We start from the raw sequence: 18565 nt of genomic DNA on the forward strand, positions 1-18565 counted from the left end.
GGTCCGCTCCTCAGCATGACGGTGGTTCGAGACGCGCTTCGCGCTCCTCACCATGACGTGCATGAGCTACGTCATCCTGAGGAGCGAGCCTCAAGCGAGCGTCTCGAAGGACGCAGGGACTAAGCCTTCAGCGCCTTCCGCGCCGCCAGCCCGTACTCGGCTCCCGTCCACAGCGTCACCGCCACGGCCAGCCACAGCACGGCGTTGGCGACCATCATCGCCTGGTGCACCAGGGTCATGTCGCGCGGAAGGTCCCAGAAGCCCCAGCCGGGCACGAACAGCTGCGCGGCCAGCGCGACCAGCTGCAGGGTGGTCTTCCATTTGGCCAGCAGGGTCACCGGAAGCTTCAGGCCCTTCGGCGCGAGCGTCTCGCGCAGGGCGCTGACGGCGAACTCGCGGAACAGGATCAGGCCGCCGGCGGCGGCCACCATCCAGGAGCCGAGGATCGACAGGCCGACGACCGCCCCGGCGACCAGCACCTTGTCGGCGATCGGGTCGAGGATCGCGCCGAGCGTGCTCTCGACCTTCATCCGACGGGCCAGCCAGCCGTCGAAGAAGTCGGTCACCGCCGCGATGACGAAGCCCCAGAAGGTGGTGAAGTAGAGCGCGCTCTGGACCGAGGCGGGATCGGCGCCCTTGCCGGCGGCCCACATGGCGAACGGCTGCGAGGCCAGCCCCAGCATGGCGAGAAAGACCACGAGCGTCAGGATCAGCCGCAGGCCGGTGAGGATGTTGGGCAGGTGTTTCATGAGAGGTGAGTAGCGGGTTTTGGCGTGGGGGCCAAATAGATGCTCCCCACCGGGGGAGCTGTCGGCGCGTAGCGCCGACTGAGGGGGTCCGCTCAGATCTCGGGTGACCCCCTCCGGCTCGCCGAAGGCGAGCCACCTCCCCCGAGGGGGGAGGATCCTCCTTACCTACTTCCGGAAGAAATCATGGATCCGCTGCGCCAGCGGCTCACTCACACCGTCGACCTTCATCAGGTCGCCGACCGTCGCCTTGCCGACCTCGCGGGCGGAGCCGAAGGCGTGCAGCAGGGCGCGCTTGCGGCCGGGGCCGACGCCGTCGATCTCGTCGAGCGGGTTCTTCTTCATCTCCATCGACCGCTTGGTGCGATGGGTGCCGATGGCGAAGCGGTGGGCCTCGTCGCGCAGGCGTTGCAGGTAGTAGAGCACGGGCGATTTCGGCTCGAGCAAGAAGGGCGTCTTGCCCGGCATGAACATCCGTTCCAGCCCCGCGTCGCGGTCGGGGCCCTTGGCGATGCCGACCACGGCGATGTCGTCGACGCCGAGGTCGGCCATCACTTCCAGCACCGCGTCCAGCTGGCCCTTGCCGCCGTCGATCAGCACGAGGTCCGGGCGGGCGCTGTCGTCGCCCTCCTCCTCTTCCTTGACCAGGCGGGCGAAGCGGCGGCGCAGCACCTCCTTCATCATGCCGTAGTCATCGCCGGGGGTCAGCTCGGTCCCCTTGATGTTGAACTTGCGGTACTGAGCCTTCTGGAAGCCGTCGGGCCCGGCCACGACCATGCCGCCGACAGCGTTCGTGCCCTGGATGTGGCTGTTGTCGTAGACCTCGATGCGCTCGGGCGGGGTATCGAGGCCGAACGCCTCGGCCACGCCGACCAGCAGTTTTCCCTGGGCCGAGCTCTCGGCCATCTTGCGGCCCAGCGCCTCGCGGGCGTTGAGCACGGCCTGGTCGACCAGCGCCTTCTTCTCCCCGCGCTTGGGCTGAAGAATCTCGATCTTTCGATTGGCCTTCATCGAGAAGGCTTCGCTGAACAGCTCGTGTTCGAACGGCTGAACGTTGACCAGGATCGAGCGAGGGATCGGCCGGTCGTCGTAGAACTGGCCGAGGAAGGCGCTCATCACCTCCGCGTCGCTGTCGCTCTTGTCGACGCGCGGGAAGTAGGCCCGGTTGCCCCAGTTCTGGCCGGCGCGGAAGAAGAACACCTGGACGCAGGCCTGACCGCCCTCGGCGAACAGGGCGAACACGTCGGCCTCGTCGACGGTCTCGGGATTGACCTGGGTCTCCTGGGCCACCGACGACAGGGCGCGGATTCGGTCGCGCAGGCGGGCGGCGCGCTCGAATTCGAGGTCGTCTGAGGCGGCCTGCATCTGCTCGGACAGACGCTGCATCACCGCCCGGCTCTTGCCGCGCAGGAAGGCCTCGGACTCCTCGACCAGCTTCGCGTAGTCGTCCAGCGCGATCAGGCCGGTGCAGGGCGCGGCGCAGCGGCGGATCTGATGCAGCATGCAGGGCCGGGTGCGGCTCTCGTAGACGCTGTCGGAACAGGACCGCAGCAGGAAAGCCTTCTGCAGGGTGTTGAGCGTGCGGTTGACCGCCCCGGCCGAGGCGAACGGGCCGAAATAGTCGCCCTTGATGGTGTGGGCCCCGCGATGCTTGCGCAGCTGCGGCGCGGCGTGGTCGCGGCGGATGACGATCTCGGGGAAGCTCTTGTCGTCGCGCAGCAGCACGTTGAAGCGCGGCTTCATCTGCTTGATCAGGTTGATCTCGAGCAGCAGTGCGTCGGTCTCGGTGCGCGTCGAGACGAATTCCATCGACCGGGTCAGGTCGACCATGTGGGCGATGCGGTTGGTGTGGAAACGCCCCTGCGCGTACTGGATCACCCGCTTCTTCAGCGAGCGCGCCTTGCCGACGTAGAGCACCTCCCCGTCCTCACCGACCATCCGATACACGCCCGGCGCGTCCGGCAGCCGTCTGGCATGGTCGGCGATCAGGGCGGCGCCTGTGAGGGGGATGTCGGGCGAAGTGGTCACGCGGAGAGATATAGGGGAGTCGGCGGCGATTGGCGCGGGGGTGTTGGCAGCAGGGTGGGGACCGGATTTCCGGCCCGCCGCCGGGATTCCCGCACGGCGTGAACTGGCGTCGCGTAGTCCAGCCCCCTTGCCGGACGACGGGGTTTGGGCGACCTTGCCGGTAGGGAATTCAGGTTCGGGGGAGTCTTTTCATGAGCATTCGTGGTTCTGATGCGATCGGCGCGCGTGCGCGACGCCTGAAACTGTTCGGGTCGGTCGCGGGCGTTTGCCTCGCGGCGATGGCCGGCGCGGCGCAGGCGCAATCCGCCGGTGAGGGAACGCCCGGCGTCGCCACGCCGTCGATCGTCATCGCGGCCCCCGGAACGCCGACCACAGCGCGTGACCCGGTCGTCGTCACCGGCGTCGGTCAGATGATCATCGACCAGCAGAACGGCTTCATCGGTCTGTGCACGGCCACCCTGATCAATCCGCGGACGGTGATCTTCGCCGCCCACTGCGTGAACGAACGGGCCGCCAACGCCTATGGGTCGGCCACCGGCGGCCAGCCGATCGGCTTCGGCTTTTCGAACAACAACAACGCGGCGGGCGCCAGCGCCTTCGGCGGCTGGCTGAACGGCATCACGCCCGGCGGCACCCGGTACCTGACCAATACCTCGCGGTACATGTTCAACGCCAACTACGTGGCCTACAACCCCGCCTCGCTCGAACCGGCCGCCAACAGCTTCCTCTATGGCGACGTGGCGGTGGCCTCGCTTGATACGGTGGCGAGGGGCGTTCCGAGCTGGGCCCTGCTGTTTTCGGCCCTGCCCGCCCCGACCGTTACCGCCGCGGGCACCGGCTATCACGTCGTCATCGACGGCTACGGCAACAACGGGACGGGCCTCACCGGCTCGACCGGCGGCATCGACTATCGCCGCCGCCTGGCCGAAAACATCCTCGGCGGCCTCGCCTCGCTCGATCATTTCGAGAACTTCCTGTTCGGCGGCGCCTCCACGGCCCATCCGCAGAACCTCTACTGGCTGGATTTCGATGACCCCCGGCGCGGCACGCCGCAGGCGAGCCCCTTCGACTTCAACGCCTGGCGCGACAACGCCCTGCCCCGGGAAGGCATCACCGCCAGCGGCGACTCCGGCGGCCCGCTGATCCTCGACTCCACCTTCTCGCAGCAGGTCGTCATCGGCGTCCTGTCGGGCGGCTACACCCGGTTCTTCAACGGCCAGCCGGCCAACGGCTATGGCACCGCCTCGTTCTACCAGCCGCTCTATCTCTACTGGGACTGGATCGCGGCCAATAACCCCTACCACTACGTCTCGGCCCTCGCGGGCGACGCCAACTGGACCGACGCCAGTCACTGGGTCACCAACCTTGATCCCAACTACCAGATCATCGGCCCGGGCAATCAACTGGTGAACGGCGTACCGGGCTCTCCGGGCGCGGGTCAGACCGGCAACACCGGCCAGTTCGGCCAGGCCTGTTTCCAGAGCGGCGGTGTCAGCGACTGTCTGGATATGGCGACCAACGTCGAGACGATCGACGCCCGGCCCATCGGCACCACCGGCGGCGGCCCCCTGATCGTCTCGGCCGGCACCCTGAACGGCGGAACGATCGAGGGCGATGACGCGGGCTCCGCGACGGACGCCTCCGGCGTCGACGCCGTTGGCGCCGTTGATCAGGCCAGTGTCGGTCCCACTGACCCGACGCCGCAGGTCGTCGGCGGAAGCGACACCCCGTCTGGCGTGTTGCCGCCCGCGACCCTGCTCAATGGTCTTCCCGGCGCGACCAACTTCACGCCCAACAACTCCGACGGCAACCGTCTGACCAATACGCCGCCGCGCTACTTCGACGTGACGCTGTCCGCCAACGGTACGACCACCCTCAACACCACGGCGACGGTCGACCGGCTGACGCTGGCGGGCGTCGGCGCCGGCCTGACGATCACGACGACCGGCTCGCTGACCAGCAACATCGACATCACCCAGCTGACCGGCACCCTGCAGGTCGACGGCGCGATGATGACGCCCGGCGACTATTTCATGATGACCGGCGGCCTGACGGGCCGAGGGGTGATCACCACGCCCTTCTTCACCAATATGGCCGGCGTCATTTCGGCGGGCACGGCCGGCACGATCGGCACCCTGACCTTCCGCGGCAATGTCATCCTCGCCTCGGGCGGCGCCCTGCTGGTCGATATCGGCGCGAATGGCGTTTCCGACCGCATCGCGGTCGCGGCCACCCAGTTCAGCGGCGTGACCCCGCTCAACGGCCAGGCCAACGTCGGCGGCCTGGTGGCGTTCGGGGCGGCCCCCGGGACGATGCTCCGTTACGGCGACACCTACACCTTCCTGACCGCCGAGGGTGGCGTCACCGGCACGTTCCAGACGCCGGCGCCGATCAGCGCCATCCTGACGCCGAGGCTGATCTACACGGCCACCTCCGTGCAGATGCAGCTGGACGCCGCGTCCTATGCCAGCGTCGTCGCCAATACGCCGATCCAGCAGGCCTACGCCCAGCTGCTCGACCAGAATCGTTCCCGGTACAGCCGTTTCAGCGACCTTTACGGCCCGCTTGACCTTCAGAGCGCCGGCCAGATCAGCGGCACGCTCGAAGGGCTGGCTCCCCGCGCCGAGACCCTGAAGAACGCCATCGGCACGGCCACGCTCGGCGCGCTGTCGAGCTTCTTCCGGGATCGTACGGCGAACGGCGGCGACAGCAACGGCGGGACGCTGGCGGTGATCGGCAAGCCGATCCAGCTGGCTTCGCTGGCCTTCAACTCGTTCGACGCCTCCGGCGCGGCGGCCACGGTCAACGATGCTTCCGAGACCACCCTGATCCCGGGCGCCTTGCCGGAGTCCATGACCGGCTATCTGGCGGCCGGCTATCTGAAGGGCGACAGCGCCCCGATGTTGTCGGCGGTTCCGGCCGGACGTGACAGCTTCGACGGCTATTTCATCGCGCTGGGCGTCGAGAGCGCCATCGACGACCGCAAGATGGTCGGCGTGGCCCTGTCCTACAGCGACGTCAACGGCGACACGGCCGGCCCGCCCCAGACGGCGGACGGCACGCTCCTGCAGGGCACCCTGTACGGCCGTGCGGACTGGGGCGACGGCTGGTCGGTCAACGGCCAGTTCAGCGCCGGCCAGCTGGACGTCCAGACCGCGCGGACCGCTGTCGTTGGCGCATCCACCTTCAACCTGCGGGGGGAAGACAAGGCCGTCGCGATGAGCGCCGAAGTCGGCTTCGCCCGCACCCTCATCGACACCCGGTACACGGTCACCCCGGACGCCTCGCTCCGGGCGACCCGGATCAACTTCGAGCCGGTCATGGAAACGGGCGGCGGCCCCGCCCTGCTCATCGACCGTGGCGTGCTCAAAGGGCTTGAGGGTCGGCTCGGCGTGTCGATCACCGGCAAGGACACCGCCTTCAAGCCGTATCTGCGGGCTCATCTTGTCCACGCGTTCGGCGAAGCGCCCGCCCCCTTCGGGGCGAACTTCGTCGGCGGCGTCGGGCCGAACGTGGCCTTTGATGTGGCCGGCGTCGATCGTGACTGGGGCGAGGTGGCGGGCGGCCTGACGGCCGAGACCGACAACATGAGCATCTCGGTCACGGCGGAAACGACGGTCGGCCGCACCGACGTCGACACCCAGACCTACCGCGCCGCGTTCCGGTTCCGGTTCTGAGACGGACGGCCCTTGCGCTGACCGCGCGAGGGCCGGTTTCCTACCGGCCCTTCCAGTCAGGCTTCCGCTTCTCGCCCCAGGCCGCCACGCCTTCGCGGCGGTCTTCGGTGGGGGTGAGCTCGTTGTAGGCGGCCAGTTCGACCGCCACCGCGTCGGCGCCGGCAAGCACCGCGGTTTCCCGCACCACGCGGCGGATGTTCCTCACCGACAGCGGCGCGTTGGCGGCGATGCGTCTGGCGAGGTCGACGGCCTCCGGGATCAGGCCGGCGGGATTCCAGACGGCGTTGATCACGCCCCACTCAAGCCCCTGAGCGGCGGTGAACGGGTCGCCCGTCAGCAGAATCTCGCGGGCGCGGCGCTCGCCGGCGGCGCGGACCAGGTTCTGCACGCCCCCAAGCCCCGGCATGATGCCCAGCTTGACCTCCGGCAGGGCGAAGCGGGCGTTGTCGGCGGCGAAGATCAGGTCGCAGTTCAGCGCGATCTCGAAGCCGCCGCCGTAGGCCGCGCCGTTGACGGCCGCGATGACCGGGACCGGCAGGGCGACCAGCGCATCGCGCATGGTCTCGAACAGGACATGCTGGGCCTTCCACTGCGCGTCGGTCATGCCGTCGCGCTCCTTCAGGTCAGCCCCGGCGCAGAAGATCTTCTCGCCGGCGCCGGTGAGGATGATCACGCGGGTCGCGCCGGGCTGCGCCAGGTCGGTCCAGAGGGCGAGCAGTTCCTCGGCCATCTGTGTGGACAGCGAATTGCCGGCGGCGGGGCGGTTGAGGGTGACGACGAGGACGCCCTCGGCAGGGGTGTCGACCAGCAGGGTTTCGAAGGCTTCGTTCATGAGGGGAAGGGATAGCCCCGCGACGCCTCGATGACAAAGGGCCCTGTGCCCAAGCCTTTCCTCTCCCATAGGGAGAGGTGGCCTGGCGGAGCCAGGTCGGAGAGGGAGGTGCGATAGTCTGCCGGCAATAGTGTCTCCCTCTCCACCATGCTCCGCATGGTCCCCCTCCCCCTCCGGGGGAGGAATAAGGTCAGCGCGTCCCGTACAACCTGTCCCCCGCATCCCCCAACCCCGGCAGGATGAACCCGCGCTCGTCGATCGTGCGATCAATGCCCGCGGTCCAGATCTGGACGTCGGGATGGTCGCCGCGCAGCGCCTCGATGCCTTCGGGGCAGGTCAGGATGCAGACGAAGCGCAGGTCTTTCGCGCCCTCCTCCTTCAGCCGGTCGACAGCGGCGCGGGCTGTGACGCCGGTCGCCAGCAGGGGGTTCATGACGATGACCTGGCGCTCGGCCATGGTCTCGGGGACCTTGAGATAGTACTCGACCGCCGCCCGGGTGCCGGGGTCGCGATACAGGCCGATATGGGCCACCCGGGCCGAAGGGACGAGGGTCAGCATGCCCTCCAGCATCCCCTCCCCGGCCCGCAGGATCGGGGCGAAAACCAGCTTCTTGCCGGCGATCTCGGGGGCGGTGGTGGTCTCGAGCGGCGTCTCGACCGCGCGGTCCGTGAGGGCCAGATCGCGGGTCACCTCGTAGCAGAGCAGGGTCGAGATCTCGCGCATCAGCTCGCGGAAGGTCTTGGTCGAGGTCGCCTTGTCGCGCATGCGGGTCAGCTTGTGCTGGACCAGCGGGTGGTCGACCACCGTCACGCCTGGGTAGCCACGCATCAGAACACGGTCCCGTCGCTGGTGATGGTCAGGGGCGGGCCGCCGCCGTCGCGCCGTTCGCGGGCCAGCACGCGTCCGGCGGCCCAGGTGCCGCCTTCGAGCACACGGGCCAGCGGGAAGTCTGCCTCGGCCACGCCCAGCCGCTCGCGCACCAGCGGCGCGATGCGGTCGAGCAGGGCCACGGTCATCGACCGCCAGCCGACCACCAGCGGATCGCCGACGGCGTGGGTGCGGGTCAGGTCGGCGGGGTCCTTGAGGACCAGCACGCCGTCGTCGATGAACAGGCCGCCGTTGCGGTATTCGGCGAGGCCGGTCAGGCCGTCGAGGCTGTGGACGGTGATCCCCGCCTCCTCCAGCGGTTCGATCAGGCTGTAGGCCAGCCACTGCGACAGCTTGTGGATCGGGACGAGGCCGTCTGTGGCGTCGTCCCGGCTGATCGCGGGATGGCGCCAGGTGTCGCCGAGCGGCAGGCCGCCGAGGGTCAGACGGTTCTCCCAGATCGGGCCGAGGCGCTCCAGCAGCACCTCGAGGATCACGGGCGCCGGCAGGCGGCCGTCCGTCGCGCGGCTGGCCATCACGTCGAACAGGTCGCCGGGCCGGCCGACCGCCGCGCCGAGGCGACGCAGCAGGGCCGCGCGGCCGTCAAGCCCGACCAGCGGATTGCGGTCGGAGACCTGAAAGGCGTCGGCCAGGGCCGCGGCGGTCAGGCCGGTGAGGCCGTCGGCGCGCAGGCGGTCCTCGCCGGCCGACAGGGCGCCCGACTGGAACAGTCGCAGGCTGGCGACGCCAAGGCCTTCGGAGCGGCTGCTCTCCGTGCAGGTCTGGGCGTCGAGGAATTTCCATGACGGCCCCGCCCCCGCGTCGAGCAGCACCGAGGTGATCGCCAGGTCGAACGCCGCGCGGCCCCTGGCTTGCGCATCCGGCCAGTCGGCGGTGGCCGCCAGCTCGGCCCACAGGTCGCGGCCCCCGACGACGAAGTGCCGCCAGCGCGCGTGGAAAGGGACTTCGAGCGTCGGGTACTGTTTGCGGATGACCCCCGCGACGATGTCGGCGGTGGCCGGCAGGCGGGCGAGGTCGACGCGCCAGTCGCTGAGGCCGCCGGCCTCGGCGATGGCCAGCATCTCATGCGCCCGCTCGCGGACGGCGGCGGCGGAGAGGAGAGAGCGGGCGGCGGCGGTGTCCCCATCGCCGTCATCCTGGGCCTTGTGCCCAGGACCCCTCTCAACGTGTTCCAAACCGGTCATTCTGGATCACCGCCCGTGCGGCTGGGCGAGGGGTCCTCGCCACAAGGACGAGGATGACGGGCTTTGAGATCAGAACTCCCCAAGATCGCGTCCCACCGTCTTCTTCAGGTCTTCGGCGGAGGGCGCGCCTTCCGGGGTGAAGTAGCCGGCGGCCTTCTTGGCTTCCATCTCGACGCTGGCGTCGTCGGGAACCAGCCAGGCCGGGATCGGCACGCGCTCCCCGATGGTGATGCCGCCCTCGATCAGGGCGTCGTGCTTCATGTTGGACATCGAGACGAAACGGTCGATGTGCTTGATGCCCAGCCAGTGCAGCACGTCCGGCATCAGCTGCTGGAAGCGGGCGTCCTGGACGCCGGCGACGCATTCGGTGCGCTCGAAATAGGTCGCCGCCTGGTCGCCGCCCGGCTGGCGCTTGCGGGCGTTGTAGACGAGGAACTTGGTCACCTCGCCGAGCGCGCGGCCTTCCTTGCGATTGTAGACGATGAGGCCGGCGCCGCCGTTCTGGGCCTCAAGCACGGCCTCCTCGATGCCGTGGATCAGGTAGGGCCGGCAGGTGCAGATGTCCGAGCCGAACACGTCGCTGCCGTTGCACTCGTCGTGGACGCGGCAGGTCAGGCGGCGGGCCGGGTCGGCGATCGCGGCCGGGTCGCCGAAGATGTACAGGGTGATGCCGCCGATCGGGGGCAGGAACACCTTGATGTCCGGCCGGGTGACCAGCTCGGGGTACATGCCGCCGGTCTGTTCGAACAGGGTCCGACGCAGGGTGACCTCGTCGACCTCGAACCGCTCGGCGATGCCCGGCAGATACCAGACCGGATCGAGCGCGGCCTTGGTCACGGCCACGTCGCGGGTCTCGTGGACCACCGTGCCGTCGATCTTCAGCCGGCCGGCGTCGATGGCGTCGCTGATCTCCGGCAGGGTCAGGCGGGCCTTGGTGATGGCGATGGAGGGCCGGATGTCGACGCCTTCGGCCACCTCGGCGGCGAAGTCCTGCTGGATGCGGTGGCCCCAGGGATCGAGCGAGACGATCTTGTGCGGATCCGTCCACTGACTGAACGGGCCGACATCGACGACCGGCGCGGTGTCGGTCAGGTCGGGCCGGACCAGCGGGTTCAGGGCGCCGGACGCGATGGCCAGCGAGCGGTAGATGGAATAGGCGCCGCCGTGGGCGCCGATGGCGTTGCGGTCGCTGCCGGAATTGACCGTGGCGACCACCGGGCCGCGCTCACGGGCGGTCGGGGCTCCCCAGGTCAGCGGGAAACGACTGGGCGCGCCTGATCCCGGGTGGGAAGTCAGACGGATGTGGCCTTGGCGATTTACAGACATCTTCAGTTCGCGCGCCGACGGCGCCTCCAGAATCGAAAAGGCTCCCCCCGGTTTTCGCCGGCGAGGAGCCTTTGAGCGAGGATAGTGCTCCCGTGATTCCGGGTTGGCAAGTCAGGCGCCCGCCGGGCGTGAATCGGCAATCGCACCGTTCGCCTTGACCACGAGCCGCCGGGGCCGTGAGATGGCGCCATGACCGACACGCTCGACGACTTCATCCGCGGCCTGCCCAAGGCCGAACTGCACCTGCACATCGAAGGCAGCCTCGAACCCGAGCAGATGTTCGAGTTCGGCCGGCGCAACGGCATCGACATGCCGTTCACCTCGGTCGAGGAGGTCCGCGCCGCCTACGCCTTCTCGAACCTGCAGGACTTCCTCGACATCTACTACCAGGGCGCGGGGGTGCTGCAGAACGAGCAGGACTTCCACGACATGGCGATGGCCTATTTCCGCCGGCTGCACGCCGACGGCGGGGTCCATGCGGAGATCTTTTTCGACCCGCAGACGCACACGGATCGTGGCCTGCCCTTCTCCATCGCCATCGACGGCCTGCTGGCCGGCATGAAGACGGCGGAGGCCGAGCTGGGCATCACGTCCGGCCTGATCATGTGTTTCCTGCGCCACCTCGACGAGGACTCGGCGATGGCCACGCTGAAGGCCGCCGACCCATGGCTGGACCGGCTGGTCGGCGTCGGGCTGGATTCGTCCGAGGTCGGACATCCGCCGTCGAAGTTCGCTAAGGTGTTCAAGGCGGCCAAGGAACGCGGCCTGACGCTGAGCGCCCATGCCGGCGAGGAAGGCCCGCCCGAGTATGTCTGGGAGGCGCTGGACCTGCTGAAGGTCGACCGCATCGACCACGGCAACAGGGCGCTGGAAGATCCGGCGCTGGTGCAGCGGCTGGTCGCCAGCGAGATGACGCTGACCGTCTGCCCGCTGTCGAACCTGAAACTCTGTGTCGTGAACGACCTGAAAGACCATCCGATGAAGCGGATGCTGGACCTGGGCCTGAAGGCGACCTGCAACAGCGACGACCCGGCCTATTTCGGCGGCTACATCGGCGAGAACTTCACGCGCACCGCGCGGGCGCTGGACCTGTCACGGGCCGAAATCGTGACGCTGGCGAAGAACAGCTTCACGGGGTCATTCCTCGATGAGGAACGGGTGGCGCGGCATCTGACGGCGATCGATGAGTACGCCCGCTAGAGGACATGCACCGCAGGTCCATGTCCCCCAATCGAGCGCGCGGGCTTAGGGGACACGTACCTTTGGTACATGTCCCCGCTTCTGGTTAGCCCGTGATGCGATAGCGGCCCTGACGGTCGGGGCAGACGCGGACGTAGCGGTAGTCCGTGCGGCCGCTGTAGTCCGTCGGCGCGGCGGCCAGACGGCAGCCGCGACGGGCGTACTGATTGTAGCCGTACTGGCCGCTGCGCTCGCCGCGATCACGATAGTAGCGGGCCTCGCGGTACGGGATCGTCTCGTTCTTGCTGTACCAGTAGCCGCGGGCGTCGCAGCGGGCGGTGTCGCGGCCGACGCTGGCGCCGAGGCTGCCGCCGACGATGGCGCCGAGCACCGCGCCCTCGGTCTGCACGTCGGTGGCCGCCACGTTGGAGCCGATGGCCGCGCCGGCCAGGGCGCCGATAATCAGGCCGGCGGTGGTGTTGTTGCTCCGGCGCTGTTCGCACGGGCTGTTGCGATAGCGATCGAAGTCACCGCCGCGCGAGCGGTCCGGGCCATAGTCGGGGCCGTTGTTGGCATAGGGCGCGGGTTCATAGCGCCAGGCGCCGTACTGCCGCTCATAGGCCCCGGCGCCATAGCGGCGGTCATAGGTGTCGCGATCGCGCAGATACTGGGCGCGCTTGGCCTCGTAGGCGCGGCGCTGGTCGGCGTAGGCGGCCTGACGGTCCTGGTAGGCGTCCTGCTGCTGCTGATAGGCGCCCTGTTGCTGCTGATACGAGCGTTGCTGGGCGTTGTACTCTTCCCAGGTCGGCGGTGCGCTTTGAGCGAAGGCGGCGCCGGCGCTGAGGGCGATGGCGCTAGCCACGGCGAGGGAGATAAATCTGGTCTTCATGGTCGTCGTTCCGTTTCCTGCCTGGGCGGAGCGGCGACCGGTCTGATCGACGCCCTCGCGAGCGCCCACCCCCGATACGCTGACAGAACGCGGGTCCCGTTAACCGGTTGCGTGAGAGGGCGAATGCTCCCTATCGGGGGAGCTGTCGCCCCGGACAAGATCCGGGGCGACTGAGGGGGTCACCCCGGATCTGAGCGGACCCCCTCCGTCTCGCCAGATGGCGATCCACCTCCCCCGATGGGGGAGGATCCCCGCCTCCTAAAGCTGATCCACCCGCGTCGGCAGGCCCAGCAGCACCCGGCCGGTCAGCTCGTAGATCGCTGGGGCGACCATGGCGTGGTGAGTGATGACGTTGGCGTCGCGGAAGCGGCGCTGCAGGTCGTTCTCGAGATAGACCGCCGAACCGCCGAGCATGTCGTAGGCGACCTTGCTGACATCGGCGCTGGCCTCGGCGGCATGGGCGCAGGCGAGACGCAGCCGGTTGCGCGGCTCCAGCCCCCCCTCCCCGCCGGCCTGGATCTCCGCCCAGAGGACGGCGATGGTCTCGAAATAGAAGGCGCGGGCGGCTGAAAGCTTCGCCACGGCGCGGGCGAAGTCGGCCTGGACCACGTTGCGCTCCGCCATCGTCCGCTGCGACCCCGCCGCCTTCTTCGTCTGGGCCGCGGCGCCGGCTGCGAGCAGGGCGCCGCGCGCATTGCCGAGAGCCACGGCGGCCACGCCCATGGCCAGCAGGCAGAAGACCGGGAAACGGGCCAGCGGCGTATCGACCGTCACCGGATCGGACTGCAACGCCACGCTACGCGCCTTGGGCACCCGCATGTCCTTGACCTGGAAGTCGAGACTGCCGGTGCCGCAGAGGCCGGCGGTGCGCCAGGTGTCGATCAGCTCCACCTCGGCGGCGGGGAAGATCATCATCCGGTGCCTTGGCTGGCCATTGTCGTCCGTGAGCGGACCGTCCGGGCCCATCAGCACGGCGCCGCCGGCGATCCAGCTGGCGTTCTGCGAGCCACTGCCCCACTGCCAGCGGCCAGTGACGATCCAGTCGTCACCGTCCTCCACCGCCCGGCCCATCGGCGCGAAGACGCCGGCCGAAATGACCCCCGGCTCGCCGAACACTTCGCGCGCGGCGCCGGCCGGCAGCCGGTTGGCCATGCCCCCCATGGTTGCCCCGATCATCACGCACCAGGCGGCGGAGGCGTCAGCCTGGGCGAGGGTTTCCAGCGCCAGAGCGATCTGCGTCGGCGGCGTGTTCCGCCCGCCGAGCGCGACCGGCAGCACCATGTGGAACAGCCCCGCGTCAGCGAACTTCCTGGCCAGATCGGCGGGCAACCGGCGGAGGCTCTCGATCTCCGGCGCGCGGCGGCTGACCTCGTCGGCGAAGGACTGGGCGACGGTGACGGCGTTGAAGGTCATCCGGGTAACTTCCACAGGGCGGCGAGATTGTTGCGCTGCATGTTCGAGGAGCCGCCGACGATCGGCATGCCCAGCAGGTCGCGCACGTTGCGCTCGATATCGTAGTCCGCCGACATGGCGTAAGCCCCCATGACCCGCTGGCAGGTCAGGGCGATCTCGACGCCGGCCTCGGCGATGAACAGCTTGGCCATGCTGGTCTCGGCGGCGCAGGGCTCGCCCGCATCGGCCAGGCGGGCGGCGTTCCACAGCATCAGGCGGCAGGCCTCGAGCCTGGTCTTCGCATCGACCAGGGCGTGGCGCACGGCCTGGTGGCCGCTGATCGGCTTGCCGAACTGGACCCGGTCCTGGGCGTACCGCCAGGCCTCCTCCAGCGCCGCCTGGGCGATGCCGAAGGCGCAGGCGCTGATCTCCAGCTTCTCGATGTCGAGCGCCCGGCCGGCCAACATCTTCCAGCCCTGGTTCCAGCGTTCCGGCCCGCCGACGATAGCCGACAGCGGCAGGCGGACCTCGTCGAAATGGACGTCGGACGAGAGGGTGTAGCGCAGGTTCACATGGTCGATCGGGGTGATGGTCACGCCGGGCGCGTCGGTCGGGATCAGCACGAAGCTGAGGCCATTGCGGGCCGGGGCGTCCGGGTCGCTGCGCACCAGGCAGTAGATGTAGTCGCTGAAGTCCGCCCCGGTGCACCAGCGCTTGGCCCCGTTGATGACGATCTCGTCGCCCTCGCGGCGGGCGCGGGTAGTCACCTGCGAAAGGTCGCCGCCGACGTCGGGCTCGGACAGGCCATAGGCGAAGAACAGCTCGCCCTTCGCCAGCCTGGGCAGCAGGTCCGCCTTCTGTTCGGCCGAGCCGTTCTCGAGAATGTTCATGCCGCCGTAGAAGGCGCACTGGATGAACGGTCCGGCGAGGAACGACCCCGCACGGCATAGCTCCTCGATGGCCGCGACGGCGGCGAGGATGTCCGGGCCCGTGCCGCCGTATTCCTCCGGGATGGTCAGGCCGCAAAGCCCCAGGTCCGCCAGCTCGCGGAACAGGTCGCGCGGGAAGGTGTGGGTCCGGTCCCACTCGCGGCGCTTCTCGCGCGGGGCCTTTTCGAGGACGAAGCGCTGGAGGATCGCGCGGAGAGCGGTGACGTGTTCGGGTTCGGTCATTCCCAAACCCGCTCATCCCGGCGAAGGCCGGGACCCAGATGAAAAATCTCGATGTCAGCCCGCCGGCCGAACGCCCTTTGATCTGGGTCCCGGCCTTCGCCGGGATGAGCGGATGTTTTGTGTCCCATCACTCCCCCGTCAGGTTCATCGGCCGGCGCTCGCGGAAGGCGGCGACGGCCTCCTTGCGGTCGGCGGTCATGTTGGAGAGGGACTCATAGGCGACCGCCGCGTCGCTGGTGCTGACCATGATCTGCTTGAGCGTGATATTGGCCGTCATCTTGGTCCAGCGCACCGCCCAGCGCGGGTTGCCGAGGATCTTGCCGGTGATCTCGGCGACCTTGGCGTCAAGCTCGGCGGCGGGAACGGCGTAATTGATCAGCCCCATGCGGGCTGCCTCGGTCGCCGACAGCAGGTCGCCGGTCATCAGCAGTTCCTTGGCCCGGGCGAAGCCGATCAGCTGGGGCCAGATGATCGCCCCGCCGTCGCCGGCGACCAGGCCGACCTTCACATGCGGGTCGCCGATCTTCGCCGTCTCGTCGGCGATGATCACGTCGCACAGCAGGGCGATGGTCGCGCCAAGGCCCGCCGCCGCGCCGTTGAGCCGGGCGATGATCGGCTTTTCCAGATCCAGCAGTCCACTGACGATCCGCTTGGCGTCATAGGCGATGGCCCGGAACTTCCGGGGGTCGCTGATCTGTTCATCGAACCAGTCGAAGTCGCCGCCGGCGCAGAAGGCGCGGTTCTCGCCGGTCAGGACGATCAGGTCGCTGTCGTCGTCATGCTGAAGGTCGACGAACAGCTCGGCCAGTTCGTCATGCATCCTGGCGTCGACGGCGTTCACCGCATTGCCGCTGAAAGCGCAGATCAGGATCCGCCCATCGCGGCGGAAGGTGAAGCGCTGGTAGTCCTCGAACTTCATCAGGCGGGGTCCTTGCTGACGCGCACGAGACGGCGGCCGAAATTCTCGCCGCGGAACAGGCCGCAGAAGGCTTCGGCGGCGCGCTCCAACCCGTCGAACTCCTCGATGGCGAATTTCAGCGAGCCGTCGGCGATCCAGTCGGCCATCTGGCCTTGGGCGGCGGCGAACTGGCGGATGTCGTCGAACACCACCAGCCCCTCCATCCGCACCCGGTGGGTGATGAAGACGTCGGTGTGCTTGAGACCATAGCGCTGCTCAACCGGCAGATTGTAGTCGGCCACCTGGTCGGAGACGACGACCCGGCCGCGCAGCTTCATCATCGGCAGGACGCGATCGACCATCTCGTTGCCGACGTTGTCGAACAGCACGTCGACGCCCTCGGGGCAGGCCGCCCTGATGGCGGCGGTCAGGTCCGGTTCGGCCTTGTAGTCGATGACTGCATCGAAGCCGGCCTCTTCCTTCAGCCAGGCACACTTCTTCGCTCCGCCGGCGACGCCGACGACGCGCATCCCAAGCTTCTTGCCGAGCTGACCGGCCGTCGCGCCGACCGGGCCGGCGGCGGAGGTGACCAGCAGGGTCTCGCCGTCCTTCGCCTGGCCGACGCGGTTCAGGCCGAACCAGGCGGTCAGGCCTGGCACGCCGAGGATGCCGATCCAGCAGCCCAGCGGCACGCGGCGGTCGGTGATCTTCTGGATGAAGCCCCGGCCGTCGGAGACGAAGTGCTCACGCCAGCCGCCGCCCGCCGCGATCAGGTCGCCGACCGCGTAGTTGGGGTTCCTGCTCTCGATGACTTCGGCGACGCAGAAGCCGTCGATGCCCTCGCCGATCTTCATCGCCCCGGCGTAGCTGTCGCCGCCGGACAGGCGCGAGCGGGTGCCGGGGTCGACGGAGCTGAGGATCACGCGGGACAGGAATTTGCCCTCGGCCAGTTCGCCGAGCGGCGCCTCTTCCAGCCGGAAGTCCTCGGGCGATGGCGCCCCTTCGATGTGGCGCGCCAGCACCCAGCGGCGGGTTGTTCCCGGCATCTTTCCTCCTGCGCCGGGCGGGTCCCGGTCTGGTCGCCAGATTACGCGGTTAGAGGGCGGGGGGAAGGGACAGGCCACGCCTTTGCGGGAAAGGCGGCCCCCTTTTTGAGGGGCGCCCGCTGTGGCGATCCTCCGGGAACGCGACGATAGGTCAGACCTCATCGCATCAGACCAGAGGCTGGCCCGTGGCGCACTCTTTTCTCCGTTCGACCCTGACCATTGCGGCCGTCGCGTTCGGTCTGCTGTCACCGGCGCTGGCCAGCGCCCAGACGGCCGCACCGACCGCCGCCTTTACCGACAGCACGGCTGCCGGACTGAGCGGAACGCGGCGCGTGGCGATTTCCGCGGTGGTGGTCTCCTTCCAGGCCTCGGTGGCCGGGGAGCGGCTCGCGGGCAGCGGCATGCTGGCGGACAAGAGCTCGGCGCGCGCTGTCCTCGCGCTGCCGAACATGGATCCGGCCCTGCAGGCGCGGATCGCCGACGAAGCCTACGCGCAGCTGAAGACGCAGTTGACGGCCGCCGGCTACGAGGTGGTGCCGGAATCCGAGGTGAAGGCCAGCGCGACCTACGGCGAAATGATCAAGCTGGCCGGCCTGCCCAACTACACGCGGTTCGGAAACGCTCTGGGCGACATGACCCTGGTCAGCGCCGCCGGCCTGACGCCCTACCTGCCCTACAGCGTCGAAGGCAGCCTGTTCGAGCAGCCGAAGAGCTACATCGGCTGGATGAGCGGCATGGGCGGCAAGAGCATCACCCCGGGCGGTCCGAGCGTGGTGTCGATCGGCACGACCTGGAAATTGCCGGGCCTCGAGGTGAAGCTGGCCAAGGAGCTCAACGCCAATGTGGTCAAGGCCTTCTACGTCGTAAACATCGGCGAGGCTTTCGCGGATCGCAAACGGCAACTGGGCAGCCGCATCGTGACCACCGGCGAAGGCTCCGCCGCCGCACAGCTGAGCCTGGTTCCCGACCAGACGCGCATCGCGTTCCGCACCCCGACCGGCAATCCGAAATGGCAGAAAGTCGCCTTCACCAAACCCGCCCCGGCCAAGGACGGCGATGTCGTGGTTCGCCTCGCCGCCCCCCTGGTCAACGATGGCGAGTTCTTCAATGTGACCGGCACCAGCCGGCTGGGCGGCATCTTCGCGCCGGGCGCGGATTTCCAGTTCAACTTCACCGCCACCCTGACGGACGAGAAGCTCTACGGCGTCGCCGTCGACGGCATGATCGCCTCGGCGACGGCGGCGATGGTCGGTCTGATCAAGCCCTGACCCGACGCCTCAATTCCGCCGCGTCGCTGAATCGTCTAT

The 18565-nt window shown here is 68.7% G+C and carries 14 protein-coding genes; 3 read left to right on the forward strand and 11 right to left on the reverse strand.

All coding sequences use genetic code 11. The features are described from left to right. Positions 1–119: 119 nt before the first annotated feature. Together pgsA and uvrC are read right to left on the reverse strand one after the other, a co-directional pair. Positions 120–749 carry a CDP-diacylglycerol--glycerol-3-phosphate 3-phosphatidyltransferase gene (pgsA, locus tag ACODSL_RS06335; protein ID WP_488899816.1) on the reverse strand — a complete coding sequence of 210 codons (630 nt, stop codon included), beginning with the start codon at positions 747–749 and terminating at the stop codon, positions 120–122. A 165-nt stretch (positions 750–914) separates the two neighbouring features. Continuing rightward, positions 915–2861 (reverse strand): excinuclease ABC subunit UvrC, encoded by a 1947-nt coding sequence (gene uvrC / locus ACODSL_RS06340; protein WP_488900285.1) that lies wholly within the window; start codon positions 2859–2861, stop codon positions 915–917. Positions 2862–2965: 104 nt separating this feature from the next. On the opposite strand from uvrC, the gene ACODSL_RS06345 reads away from it, so the two are divergent. Beyond that, positions 2966–6451: an autotransporter domain-containing protein gene (locus tag ACODSL_RS06345; RefSeq protein WP_488899817.1), complete on the forward strand. Its 3486-nt coding sequence runs from the start codon at positions 2966–2968 to the stop codon at positions 6449–6451. A 40-nt stretch (positions 6452–6491) separates the two neighbouring features. Here the strand turns inward: ACODSL_RS06345 and ACODSL_RS06350 are convergent, their stop codons facing one another. From ACODSL_RS06350 to ACODSL_RS06365, 4 genes are all read right to left on the reverse strand, one after another. After that, on the reverse strand, positions 6492–7283 hold the full coding sequence (locus ACODSL_RS06350; protein ID WP_488899818.1) for an enoyl-CoA hydratase/isomerase family protein: 792 nt from the start codon (positions 7281–7283) through the stop codon (positions 6492–6494). A gap of 190 nt (positions 7284–7473) precedes the next feature. Further along, positions 7474–8112, reverse strand: coding sequence for a uracil phosphoribosyltransferase (gene upp / locus ACODSL_RS06355; protein ID WP_488899819.1), 639 nt, complete (start codon positions 8110–8112; stop codon positions 7474–7476). After that, the gene (locus ACODSL_RS06360; protein WP_488899820.1) at positions 8112–9356 is read right to left on the reverse strand and encodes a DUF1688 family protein; all 1245 of its coding nucleotides are present in this window, start codon (positions 9354–9356) and stop codon (positions 8112–8114) included. Before ACODSL_RS06360 ends, upp begins: the two co-directional genes overlap by 1 nt. A 69-nt stretch (positions 9357–9425) precedes the next feature. Then, positions 9426–10682: a GTP cyclohydrolase II gene (locus ACODSL_RS06365; RefSeq protein WP_488899821.1), complete on the reverse strand. Its 1257-nt coding sequence runs from the start codon at positions 10680–10682 to the stop codon at positions 9426–9428. Positions 10683–10871: 189 nt separating this feature from the next. Here ACODSL_RS06365 and ACODSL_RS06370 point away from each other — a divergent pair, with 189 nt between their 5' ends. Beyond that, positions 10872–11882, forward strand: a complete 1011-nt coding sequence (locus ACODSL_RS06370; protein ID WP_488899822.1) for an adenosine deaminase — start codon at positions 10872–10874, stop codon at positions 11880–11882. Between the two features lie 85 nt (positions 11883–11967). On the opposite strand, the gene ACODSL_RS06375 is transcribed toward ACODSL_RS06370, so the two are convergent. From ACODSL_RS06375 to ACODSL_RS06395, 5 genes are all read right to left on the reverse strand, one after another. Further along, the gene (locus tag ACODSL_RS06375; protein WP_488899823.1) at positions 11968–12750 is read right to left on the reverse strand and encodes a glycine zipper 2TM domain-containing protein; all 783 of its coding nucleotides are present in this window, start codon (positions 12748–12750) and stop codon (positions 11968–11970) included. A gap of 258 nt (positions 12751–13008) precedes the next feature. Beyond that, complete coding sequence (locus ACODSL_RS06380; protein WP_488899824.1) at positions 13009–14163, reverse strand: acyl-CoA dehydrogenase family protein; 1155 nt, start codon at positions 14161–14163, stop codon at positions 13009–13011. Further along, complete coding sequence (locus ACODSL_RS06385; protein ID WP_488899825.1) at positions 14160–15314, reverse strand: acyl-CoA dehydrogenase family protein; 1155 nt, start codon at positions 15312–15314, stop codon at positions 14160–14162. Before ACODSL_RS06385 ends, ACODSL_RS06380 begins: the two co-directional genes overlap by 4 nt. Before the next feature lie 127 nt (positions 15315–15441). Next, positions 15442–16233: an enoyl-CoA hydratase/isomerase family protein gene (locus tag ACODSL_RS06390; protein WP_488899826.1), complete on the reverse strand. Its 792-nt coding sequence runs from the start codon at positions 16231–16233 to the stop codon at positions 15442–15444. Further along, the gene (locus ACODSL_RS06395) at positions 16233–17258 is read right to left on the reverse strand and encodes an NADP-dependent oxidoreductase (RefSeq protein WP_488899827.1); all 1026 of its coding nucleotides are present in this window, start codon (positions 17256–17258) and stop codon (positions 16233–16235) included. The genes ACODSL_RS06390 and ACODSL_RS06395 overlap by 1 nt, the downstream gene beginning before the upstream one ends. Before the next feature lie 185 nt (positions 17259–17443). Between ACODSL_RS06395 and ACODSL_RS06400 the strand changes: the two genes are divergently transcribed. Then, positions 17444–18526: a hypothetical protein gene (locus ACODSL_RS06400; protein WP_488899828.1), complete on the forward strand. Its 1083-nt coding sequence runs from the start codon at positions 17444–17446 to the stop codon at positions 18524–18526. The last annotated feature ends 39 nt before the right edge of the window (positions 18527–18565 follow it).

This window comes from Caulobacter sp. FG121 (genome assembly GCF_057809815.1).

What these genes read in the sequence shown, in the direction of transcription:
- pgsA (WP_488899816.1), bottom strand. Translation starts at nt 749, where the DNA reads ATGAAACACCTGCCCAACATCCTCACCGGCCTGCGGCTGATCCTGACG.
- ACODSL_RS06345 (WP_488899817.1), top strand. Translation starts at nt 2,966, where the DNA reads ATGAGCATTCGTGGTTCTGATGCGATCGGCGCGCGTGCGCGACGCCTG.
- ACODSL_RS06385 (WP_488899825.1), bottom strand. Translation starts at nt 15,314, where the DNA reads ATGACCGAACCCGAACACGTCACCGCTCTCCGCGCGATCCTCCAGCGC.
- ACODSL_RS06350 (WP_488899818.1), bottom strand. Translation starts at nt 7,283, where the DNA reads ATGAACGAAGCCTTCGAAACCCTGCTGGTCGACACCCCTGCCGAGGGC.
- ACODSL_RS06395 (WP_488899827.1), bottom strand. Translation starts at nt 17,258, where the DNA reads ATGCCGGGAACAACCCGCCGCTGGGTGCTGGCGCGCCACATCGAAGGG.
- ACODSL_RS06390 (WP_488899826.1), bottom strand. Translation starts at nt 16,233, where the DNA reads ATGAAGTTCGAGGACTACCAGCGCTTCACCTTCCGCCGCGATGGGCGG.
- ACODSL_RS06375 (WP_488899823.1), bottom strand. Translation starts at nt 12,750, where the DNA reads ATGAAGACCAGATTTATCTCCCTCGCCGTGGCTAGCGCCATCGCCCTC.
- ACODSL_RS06380 (WP_488899824.1), bottom strand. Translation starts at nt 14,163, where the DNA reads ATGACCTTCAACGCCGTCACCGTCGCCCAGTCCTTCGCCGACGAGGTC.
- ACODSL_RS06365 (WP_488899821.1), bottom strand. Translation starts at nt 10,682, where the DNA reads ATGTCTGTAAATCGCCAAGGCCACATCCGTCTGACTTCCCACCCGGGA.
- upp (WP_488899819.1), bottom strand. Translation starts at nt 8,112, where the DNA reads ATGCGTGGCTACCCAGGCGTGACGGTGGTCGACCACCCGCTGGTCCAG.
- ACODSL_RS06370 (WP_488899822.1), top strand. Translation starts at nt 10,872, where the DNA reads ATGACCGACACGCTCGACGACTTCATCCGCGGCCTGCCCAAGGCCGAA.
- ACODSL_RS06360 (WP_488899820.1), bottom strand. Translation starts at nt 9,356, where the DNA reads ATGACCGGTTTGGAACACGTTGAGAGGGGTCCTGGGCACAAGGCCCAG.